Origin of the sequence: Mesorhizobium sp. L48C026A00, from assembly GCF_000502375.1 — a bacterium.
Taxonomy (GTDB): Bacteria; Pseudomonadota; Alphaproteobacteria; order Rhizobiales; family Rhizobiaceae; genus Mesorhizobium; species Mesorhizobium muleiense.
Genome location: NZ_AYWU01000011.1, coordinates 137,339 through 147,421 on the forward strand (window position 1 = coordinate 137,339; position 10,083 = coordinate 147,421).

Genomic DNA, 10,083 nt, shown 5'->3' on the forward strand with positions numbered 1-10,083 from the left:
CGGCAGTTTCGTTTACCAAGCGCTTACCATGATCCCGACGTCTGCCGTGGAGCACAACAGCCCGATCCCGATCCGGCACAGAGGGTCTGTGCCGAAGCGGATCAGGCGCATCATATCCGTAGGACAGCCCGATGATCGTAACAGCCGGACGCGCTGGACGCGCTGCGCCGCTATGTCAGCATCTGCGCGCTGGCCGTCCTGTCGACCCCGCGATGAGGCGGGTTGAACAGATTGCTTTCCTGCTCGTAGGTCCAGACCTTGAACAGGCTGAGCCGGTGCGGGCCGAAACTGTGCAGCAGCGGCACGTCGGTCGCGTCGCGGCCGCGCGCGATGACGACGCGGCCGATCCTCGGCATGTTGTGGCGGGGGTCGAACGTGTACCACTTGCCGTCGAGGAACACTTCCAGCCACGCCGAAAAATCCATCGGTGCCGGGTCGACCGGCACGCCGATGTCGCCGAGATAACCGTTCACGTAGCGGGCTGGGATGTTCATGCAGCGGCAGAGCGTGATCGCCAGATGAGCGAAGTCGCGGCAGACGCCGACGCGCTCCTCATGCGCCTGCGCCGCCGTGCGGGTCGGGCGCGCATAGCCGTAGCCGAACGACAGACGGTTGTGGACATAGTCGACGATCGCCTGCACCCGGGCCCAGCCGGATGGAACAGGCCCGAAAACCTGCCAGGCCAGATCGCTGAGATGATCGGTTTCGCAATAGCGACTGCCGAGCAGATAACACAGCACCTCGTCGGGCAACTCCGCCACCGGCACTTCCCTGGCCAGCGTGTTGACCTCGTCGGTCTCGCCGCTGTCCTCGACGACGGCGTCGTAAAGAATGCGAAAGCCTCCGCCAGGCGCGGTGAAGCGGCGGCAGGTGTTGCCATAAAGATCGTGATAGAGCCTGGTTGGGACGGAAGGCGAGGTCAGCACGCGCGTTTGCCGCTTGATGTCGGCCTGGCGCTGCTTGTGGATCTCGAGCAGCGAAATCACCGGGGTGGATTCAGCACAGTCGATGGCGATTTCGTAGCCGAGCCGAATCAGCATTGCGGATCCCCTCTTGTGAGTGTCGTGGAAGACGATTGGATTAACGCGAGATGGCCGGCCGTGGTTCCCTGGTCTGTCGAAAAAGGCGATCTCGTGCCTTCCCATGCCGCCGGTGCGACGTTACGGTCGATCGACAGGCTTTGGTTCCTTCCGAAACAACTTGGGATAGCAGATGTTCGCAGGCAGAAAATTCGCAGCCTTGCTGTTCGATATGGACGGCACGGTGGTCAATTCGATTGCCGCGGCAGAAAGGGTCTGGGCAGATTGGGCACGCCGGCAAGATCTCGACGTTGCCGCATTCCTGCCAACGATCCACGGCGTGCGAGCGATCGAGACCATCGCTCGGCTGGCGCTTCCAGGCGTTGACCCGATGCGTGAAGCCGATGCGCTTCTGCAGGCCGAGGTGGCCGATATCGACGGCATCCTTCCAATCGCCGGCGCCGCGGCGTTTCTGGCGTCGCTGCCACCCGAGCGCTGGGCAATCGTCACTTCGGCGCCGCGCGAGCTGGCTCTGCTGCGCATCGCGGCCGCCGGCATCCCGCTTCCCGCCACCCTTGTCGCGGCCGAGGACGTTTCCCGCGGCAAGCCGGCGCCGGATTGCTTCCGGCTGGCGGCCGAGCGACTGGGCGTCGACGCGCGCGACTGCCTCGTTTTCGAAGATGCGCCCGCCGGGATAGCGGCGGCCGAGGCCGCGGGAGCCACCGTCGTGGTCATTAGCGCCACGCACCAGCATCCGTTGCAAACGCCGCATGCTGCGATCGCCGGTTATGACGGGATCGGCGTCACCGTCGACGACCGCGGCTGGATTGTCCTCGGCGCGGAGCGCGCTGCGGCTTAGGGTATGTTGAGATTCAGGTCAGGGCGAGCCGGGGTCGAAGACGGGCGCGAAGCGACCAGACTAGGTGGGTTCCGAGAACCGGAACAGAGCGGACTTTCAGGTCCGTGAGAAGCGCAGGAATCCGCTGTTCGCAGGCCGGCATCACCTGAATATCGACATACCCTTAGAAATCGCTGGTCAGGCCCTTCACTTCCCAATCGCCATAGCGGCCGGGTTCCCTGCCGCCACGGCCGCCGAGTTCCCGGGGCATCGCGGCTTCCTGCTGGCGATAGTGTTCGCGCCGTGCTTCCGCTTCCGCCAAAGCGCGGCGGGCTGCCGGTGTCAGCGTCCTTTGCGGCACGTCGTGACCGGGGCCGGCGTCTGCATTGCTGGTTTCGCCTGATTTATTGGCTTCGTCGATCATGCGATATTCCCGGCGATTGAAACATGGCCCAATTGAAACAGGGCCACACGTTTCCCATCATATAGCGATGAGCCGACAAGGATCGACCCTTTTTCCGGAAGGCCGGCAGAAACGGAGCAGACAATGAACACACTTCGCACCGCCATGCTTTTGGCAGCGATGACCGCGCTGTTCATGGGCGTCGGCTATCTGATCGGCGGATCGGGCGGCATGGTGATCGCCCTGCTGATTGCCGCCGCCATGAATCTGTTCAGCTATTGGAACGCCGACAAGATGGTGCTGTCGATGAACCGCGCGGTCGAGGTCGACGAAAGGAACGCCCCGGAATATTACGCCATCGTGCAGAGCCTCGCCAGACAGGCCGGCCTGCCGATGCCGAAAACCTATCTGATCGACAACCCGCAGCCCAACGCTTTCGCCACCGGCCGCAATCCGGAGAATGCCGCGGTCGCCGCCACCACCGGGCTGTTGCAGCAACTGTCGCATGAGGAAGTCGCGGCGGTGATGGCGCACGAGCTCGCCCATGTGCAGCACCGCGACACGCTCACCATGACGATCGTCGCCACGCTTGCCGGCGCGATCTCGATGCTCGGCAATTTCGCCTTCTTTTTCGGCGGCAATCGCGACAACAACAATTCGCTTGGCATTATCGGTGTGCTGGTGGCGATGATCGTGGCGCCCTTTGCCGCGATGATCGTGCAGATGGCGGTCAGCCGCACCCGCGAATACGAGGCCGACCGGCGCGGCGCCGAGATCTGTGGACAGCCGCTCTGGCTTGCCTCGGCCCTTGACAAGATCGCTCGCGGCGCCGAACGCATCCGCAACCCGGATGCCGAGCGCAATCCGGCAACTGCCCACCTCTTCATCATCAATCCTCTTTCCGGCGAGCGCATGGACAGCCTGTTTTCGACCCACCCGAGCACCGACAACCGCATCGCTGCCCTGCAGGCGATGGCGCAGGACATGGCCGGTGGCGCATCCGCCTCCGCGCGGCCGCAAACGCCGATGCCGCGGCAGGCAGACGAACAGCGGCCTTCGGGCCCGTGGGAGAAAGCTGAGCAGCCGGCTGAACCGGCCAGGCCGAAGTCCAATCCCTGGGGCCGCAATCCGACCGGACCCAAGGGTCCGTGGTCGTGAGCGAAGCGAAACGCCGGCACCGAATTTCAGGCGATCATGAAAACAATGCAGCGAGCCCCGGCGAACCTATTGCCGGCCTGGCCGCGCGCAAGGCCGCGGCACGATTGCTGGCCGCCGTCATCGATGCGAGGACGGCGCTGGACGGGCTGACCGACCACGAGAACGGCCATCCGCAATACAAGGCGCTCGACCTGCGTGACCGGGCGCTGGTGCGCGCCATACTGGTCACTGCGCTGCGCTTCCGCATGACCATATCAGGGTTGCTGGCCCGCCGCCTGGAAAAGCCGCTGCCACCCAACGCCACCGCGCTTTCGCATATTCTGCATGTAGCAGCGGCGCAGATCCTGTTCCTCGATATTCCCGACAGCGCCGCAGTCGACCTTGCCGTGACCCACGCCAAGTCCGATCCGCGCACGGTGCGCTTCTCCGGTCTCGTCAATGGCGTGCTGCGCACGCTGGCGCGATCCAAGCAGGCCGAACTGGCTGCAGCGCTTGCCGCCACCGACGAAGCGCCGAAATGGTTTTCCGACCGGCTGAAAGCCGCCTATGGCACTAAGAAAGCCCGGCAAATCCTCGCCGCCCACAGATACGAGGCGCCGGTCGACTTCACGGTCAAGACCGATCCTGCGCTGTGGGCCGAGCGGCTCGGCGGCATCGTGCTGCCGACCGGCACTGTGCGCGTGGAGAAACTCAGCGCCTCGGTCACTGAACTGCCCGGCTTTGAAGACGGCGCCTGGTGGGTCCAGGATGCCGCCGCCAGCCTTCCTGCCCGGCTTTTCGGCGACGTGAGGGGTTTGCGCGTCGCCGATCTCTGCGCCGCCCCCGGCGGCAAGACCGCTCAGCTCATTCTCGGCGGCGCCACGGTCACCGCGATCGATTCCTCGAAGAACCGGTTGGCGCGGCTCTCGCAGAACCTCGAACGGCTCGGTCTGTCCGCAGAGGTTGTCCAGGCCGATCTGCTCAAATACGAGCCGGAACAACTGTTCGACGCCGTCCTTCTCGACGCGCCCTGCTCCTCGACCGGCACGGTGCGGCGGCATCCCGACGTGCCGTGGACGAAGACGGCGGCCGACATCGAAAAACTCGCCGATCTGCAACGCAGGCTGCTCGCCCGCGCCGTCAGCCTGGTCAGGCCTGGCGGGCGCATCGTCTTTTCCAACTGCTCGCTCGACCCGCTCGAAGGCGAGGCGCTCCATCGCGCCTTCCTCGCCGGGACGGCTGATGTCGTCGACGACCCGCTCCGCCCGGGCGAGATCGCCGGCATCGATCCGTTCCTGACGCCGCAGGGCACTCTGCGCACCACGCCCGCAGATCTGGAGCTCGGCTCACCGGAACGGTCCGGCCTGGATGGCTTCTTCGCCGCCCGCATGCGCAGAACCGGCCAACGCTGAAAATTTGAAGACTGTTTTAGGAAGAATCCTGCGGAAAACAGGCTGAATTTCAAGGCCTCCGTGGAATTCACCTTCGCATAAGTTCTTGAATCACATAAGCTTGTCTTCGGATTGGGCGCTATGAGGAGGGCTTTTGGCGATCGCTGCCGGCAGCACGACGCGTCTATGGACGCTTGTCGCGAAGGAGTTCTGGCGCAAGACGCGCCGGCGCCTGCGTGGCGGGCCGATCCATCGCTGGCGCTACTCCGGCCGCACACCGGAACGCGTGTTGATCGCTCCGCCAGACCTGCGCCTGGCCGACCGACAGATTGCGCTCGAGATTTATTATGGCCGCTATCCGCTGTCGGGACATCTGGTAGAGACCGGCGGCAAGTCGCCCTTCCAGATTGCCGTGGCCAATCCCGGCTGGCAAAAGGCCCTGCACGGCTTTCGCTGGCTGCGCCATATGCGCGCCGCCGGCACCGAGCTTGCCGCCGCCAATGCCCGCGCGCTGGTCTCCGACTGGATCACCATCCATGGCAGCAATATTTCCGGTGTCGCCTGGGAGCCCGGCACGACGGCCAAGCGCGTCATTGCCTGGCTGCAGCATTCCTCGGTGGTGCTGCAGGGTGCTGAATTTCCCTTCTACCGGGCCTTCCTGAAATCGCTGGCCATGCAGATCCGCTATCTCAGGGCGATGGCACGCGAGATGCCGGACGGCAAGGACAGGCTGCGCGCCCGCATCGCGCTTGCCTTTGCCGCTCTGTCGCTACCGGCGCCGGCATCGGCGCTGCGCGGCGCGACCCGCAACCTCGCCGAGGAACTCGACCGTCAGATTCTGCCGGATGGCGGCCATATTTCGCGCAATCCGATGGCCGTGCTTGAAATCCTCGCCGACCTTCTGCCGCTGCGCCAGACCTATGCCAATCAGGCCGAAACGCCGCCGGCGGCGCTGATGGGCGCCATCGATCGCATGCTGCCGGCGCTGCGTTTCTTTCGCCACCAGGACGGCAGCCTCGCCCGCTTCAACGGCATGGGCGCGACCATCCACAACCGCATCGCCACCATTCTGCGCCACGACGACACCGCCGGCGCGCCATTGCTGCACGCACCGCATTCGGGCTACGAGCGCCTCTCCATGGGCGGCGTCACCGTGATCGCCGATACCGGCCCGCCACCGCGCATCGATGTTTCCAACGCGGCGCACGCCGGATGCCTTTCCTTCGAGCTGTCTTCCGGCCGCCGCCACTATGTCGTCAACGCCGGCGTGGACACCTATGGCGCCGCCGAATTCCGGCCGCTTGCCCGCGCCACGGCCGCCCATTCGACAGCCACCATCAACGACACCTCGTCGGCGCGTTTCAGCCACTCGCTGCGCGTCAACGATCTGCTTGGCACGCCGTTGATCGGCGGCCCGCAGCATGTGCCTTGCAAGCGCACCGACCAGCAAGGCACACAGGGTTTTCTGGCTCGCCATGACGGCTATGTCGCGCGCTTCGGCTTGCTGCATGAGCGCGAACTGAAATTGTCGACGAACGGCAATGTGCTCGCCGGCAGGGATCGCCTTCTGCGGCCGGGCAATGCTGCGATCCGCAACAACGGCCGCGATTTCGTCACCGTGCGCTTCCACATCCATCCCGACATAGGCCTGCTCAAGGACGAGCACGACCGTCTGGTGCTGACCGCCGATGAAGCCGACACATGGGTGTTCACCTGCATCGAGGTGGCGCCCGAGGTCGAAGAATCCATTTATTTCGCCGGTCTTGGCGGCCCGCGCCGCAGCCGGCAGATCGTGCTGGCCTTCAAGGCGTCAGAGATTTCCGAAGTCCATTGGCAACTGACACGGACGGCCATCGCCGGTCATCCGGCAAAAAGCTGAGACTGCGGTTAGTCCCGCAGTTTGATTTCCAGCCCTCATGTGCTACGGCGCGCGGACACTGTCCCAACCAGCCGTGAAAGGCCGCCAGCCCATGGCCGTTGCCGCCAAGAACATTCCCGCGCCCGACCTCGTTCCCGTTCGTCGCGCGCTGCTTTCCGTTTTCGACAAGACCGGGCTCATCGATTTCGCCAGGGCGCTGGCCGCGGCCGGCGTCGAGCTGGTCTCCACCGGTGGCACGGCAAAGGCGATCGCCGAGGCAGGCATGGCTGTGCGCGACGTCTCCGAACTCACCGGCTTTCCCGAGATCATGGACGGCCGCGTCAAGACCCTGCATCCGTCCGTGCACGGCGCGTTGCTTGGCGTGCGCGACGATCCCGAACACGCCGCGGCGATGCGCGATCATTGCATTGAGCCGATCGATCTCGTCGTCTCCAATCTCTACCCTTTCGAGGATGTCCGCCGCTCCGGCGCCGCTTACGCCTCGATCGTCGAGAACATCGACATAGGCGGCCCGGCGATGATCCGCGCTTCGGCCAAGAACCACGCTTACGTCGCCATCGTCACCGATCCCGAGGACTATGCCTCGGTGCTCAACGCGCTGGAGATGAATTTCGGCTCGCTCTCGCTGGATTTCCGCAAGAAGCTGGCGGCCAAGGCCTTCGCCCGCACCGCGACCTATGATGCGGCGATTTCCGGCTGGTTCGCCGAAGCGCTGGAGATCGAGCATCCCACCTGGCGCGCCTTCGGCGGCAGGCTCGACCAGGTGATGCGCTACGGCGAGAACCCGCACCAGAGCGCCGGCTTCTACGTCGATGGCGACAAGCGACCGGGCGTCGCGACGGCGCGCCAGCTTCAGGGCAAGCAGCTTTCCTACAACAACATCAACGACACCGACGCCGCCTTCGAACTGGTCGGCGAGTTCGATCCGGCCCGCTCCGCCACCGTCGCCATCATCAAGCACGCCAACCCATGCGGCGTCGCCGAGGGCGCTTCGCTGAAGGCGGCCTATGCCAAGGCGCTTGCCTGCGATCCGGTCTCGGCCTTTGGCGGCATTGTCGCGATGAACCGCACCCTCGATGCCGAGGCCGCCGAAGAGATAGTCAAAACCTTCACCGAGGTCATCATCGCGCCGGGCGCCTCGGACGAAGCAATCCGCATCGTCGCCGCCAAGAAGAACCTGCGCTTGCTGGTCACCGGCGGCTTGCCCGATCCGCGCGCGGCCGGCTCCACTGTGAAATCCGTTTCCGGCGGGTTGCTCGTCCAGGGCCGCGACAATGCGGTGGTCGACGACCTCGACCTGAAAGTGGTGACCCGGCGGGCGCCGACAACGGCCGAAATGGCCGATCTCAAATTCGCTTTCCGCGTCGCAAAGCACGTCAAGTCGAACGCCATCGTCTATGTCAGAGACGGTGCCACCGTCGGCATCGGCGCCGGCCAGATGAGCCGGGTCGATTCCTCGCGCATCGCCGCGCGCAAGGCGCTCGACGCGACCGAGGCGGCCGGCCTGGCCGAGCCGCTGACCAAAAATTCCGTCGTCGCCTCGGATGCCTTTTTCCCGTTCGCCGACGGGCTTTTGTCTGCGATCGAAGCCGGCGCCACCGCCGTCATCCAGCCGGGCGGCTCGATGCGCGACGACGATGTCATCGCCGCCGCCGACGCCCACGGCATCGCCATGGTGTTTACCGGCGTCAGGCATTTCAGGCATTAGGCGCCTCTCCCTCCCCCTCGTGGGTCCCTCGTGGGGAGGGTCGGCAAACGATCTTTGCGAAGCAAAGTTCGTGAGACGGGGCGGGGGCAGCGCCGCCCCCACCCCGCTCCACTTCGCGGATCGACCCTCCCCACAAGTCCCCACAAGGGGGAGGGTAAGCTCACTCCGCCGGCTGGTCCGCCGGATACGGCGTGCGGATCAGGATCGCCAGGCCGACGCCGAGGAACAGCACGATTGCCGCCATGCCCAGCCGCGACGAGCCGCTGGCCAGGGTGATCGTGGCCACCAGGAATGGCGCAGCAAAACTGGTCGCCCGTCCGGCCAGCGCGTAGATGCCGAAATAGCGGCCCGATTCGGCCGCGGTGACGCTGCGCGCCATGTAGGAGCGCGACGATGCCTGCACCGGCCCGAAGCCAAGCCCGATCAGCAGACCAAAGAAGATGTAGGCTTTTTCCGCCGGCGTACCGAACAACCCGCCGCTATCGGCTCCGGGCATCATCCAGACACCGAACAGCGTGTAGCCTGGCCCGGTCGAGACGATGCCGATCGTGGCGAGGCTGAGCAGGACAAGCGCAATCATCACTATGGCCTTGGAGCCGAGCGCCACGTCGAGGCGTGCGGCCATCAGGCAACCGACGATGGCGACGACGTTGAGGATGATGCCGAACAGGCCGATCTCGGTGATCGACCAGTGGAACATCGCCGCCGCAAAGGCACCGCCCAGCGCAAGCAGCGCGTTGACGCCGTCCTGATAGATCATGCGGGCGACGAGAAAGCGGAAGATGCCGCTGCGCTGGCGTATTTCGCCCAGCGTCGATTTCAGTTCCGACAGTCCCTCGCGCACCGCCGGTCCAAGCGGAATGCCCTTCACCGCATCCGGTGTGAAAAAGAACATCGGCAGGATGAATAGAAAATACCAAGCCGCCGACAGTGGGCCGGTGGCGCGCGCGTCCTCGCCGAGCTTCGGATCGAGCCCGAAGAGCGGGTCGAGGCCGGCGATCGTCTTGCCGGTTTCCGGCGAACTGGCCATGAAGGCGACGACGAAGATCAGCGCAATCATCCCGCCGAGATAACCAAGCCCCCAGGCCATATTCGAGATGCGGCCGATTTCGCTCTTCGGCACCAGACGCGGCATCATCGAATCATTGAACACGGTCGAGAATTCCGCCGCGACCGAAGCCAGCGAGAAGAACAGCACGACCAGGAAAAGGTTCGAACCGGGAGCAGCGAACCATAGCAGGCAAAGACTGGTGATCTTGACCGCGGCGAAGAGTGCGATCCACGGTTTTCGCGGGCCGGTCTGGTCGGCGATCGAGCCGAGGATCGGCGATAGAACGGCGATGGCCAGACCCGCCGCGGCGATGCCGTAACCCCATGCCGCCTGGCCCGTTTCGGGATTGCTCGCCATGCGCGAGACGAAGTAGGGACCGAAGATGAAGGTGGTGATGACTGTGAAGAACGGCTGCGCCGCCCAGTCGAACAGCATCCATCCCCAGATGCCGCGTTCCGGCGCTCGCTGCACTGCTACCTCGGCCATATGCCCTCCTGCCCCGTTCGCTTGGCCCGCGACCGGCGCCATGTCTGCATGTTTCCGGTGCTCACGCAAATGACGGGGGTAGCGCCGCCCCTCATTGCCCTGCCGGTGTCCAGTTGATAGATGGGTAACACTTTGAACCGGATACATGGGTTACAGTTTTCCCCCTGTCGT

At 64.9% G+C, this 10,083-nt stretch carries 8 protein-coding genes; 5 read left to right on the plus strand and 3 right to left on the minus strand.

Annotated features, from left to right (window positions below; translation table 11 throughout):
* Nucleotides 1-170: 170 nt before the first annotated feature.
* The gene (locus X738_RS61915) at nucleotides 171-1,040 is read right to left on the minus strand and encodes a transglutaminase-like domain-containing protein (RefSeq protein WP_023800101.1); all 870 of its coding nucleotides are present in this window, start codon (nucleotides 1,038-1,040) and stop codon (nucleotides 171-173) included.
* A gap of 172 nt (nucleotides 1,041-1,212) precedes the next feature.
* On the opposite strand from X738_RS61915, the gene X738_RS61920 reads away from it, so the two are divergent.
* The gene (locus X738_RS61920) at nucleotides 1,213-1,878 is read left to right on the plus strand and encodes an HAD-IA family hydrolase (protein WP_023800102.1); all 666 of its coding nucleotides are present in this window, start codon (nucleotides 1,213-1,215) and stop codon (nucleotides 1,876-1,878) included.
* A gap of 163 nt (nucleotides 1,879-2,041) precedes the next feature.
* Here the strand turns inward: X738_RS61920 and X738_RS61925 are convergent, their stop codons facing one another.
* Nucleotides 2,042-2,281 (minus strand): DUF1674 domain-containing protein, encoded by a 240-nt coding sequence (locus X738_RS61925; protein WP_023800103.1) that lies wholly within the window; start codon nucleotides 2,279-2,281, stop codon nucleotides 2,042-2,044.
* 123 nt (nucleotides 2,282-2,404) lie between these two features.
* Between X738_RS61925 and htpX the strand changes: the two genes are divergently transcribed.
* From htpX to purH, 4 genes are all read left to right on the plus strand, one after another.
* Nucleotides 2,405-3,418 carry a zinc metalloprotease HtpX gene (gene htpX, locus X738_RS61930; protein WP_023800104.1) on the plus strand — a complete coding sequence of 338 codons (1,014 nt, stop codon included), beginning with the start codon at nucleotides 2,405-2,407 and terminating at the stop codon, nucleotides 3,416-3,418.
* On the plus strand, nucleotides 3,409-4,809 hold the full coding sequence (locus X738_RS61935) for an RsmB/NOP family class I SAM-dependent RNA methyltransferase (RefSeq protein WP_023800105.1): 1,401 nt from the start codon (nucleotides 3,409-3,411) through the stop codon (nucleotides 4,807-4,809). The genes htpX and X738_RS61935 overlap by 10 nt, the downstream gene beginning before the upstream one ends.
* A 133-nt stretch (nucleotides 4,810-4,942) precedes the next feature.
* On the plus strand, nucleotides 4,943-6,667 hold the full coding sequence (locus X738_RS61940) for a heparinase II/III family protein (protein WP_023800106.1): 1,725 nt from the start codon (nucleotides 4,943-4,945) through the stop codon (nucleotides 6,665-6,667).
* A 91-nt stretch (nucleotides 6,668-6,758) separates the two neighbouring features.
* Entirely contained in the window at nucleotides 6,759-8,375 is a 1,617-nt protein-coding gene (gene purH / locus X738_RS61945) for a bifunctional phosphoribosylaminoimidazolecarboxamide formyltransferase/IMP cyclohydrolase (protein WP_023800107.1), read from the plus strand.
* 160 nt (nucleotides 8,376-8,535) lie between these two features.
* Here the strand turns inward: purH and X738_RS61950 are convergent, their stop codons facing one another.
* Entirely contained in the window at nucleotides 8,536-9,912 is a 1,377-nt protein-coding gene (locus tag X738_RS61950; RefSeq protein WP_023800108.1) for an MFS transporter, read from the minus strand.
* Between the last annotated feature and the right edge of the window lie 171 nt (nucleotides 9,913-10,083).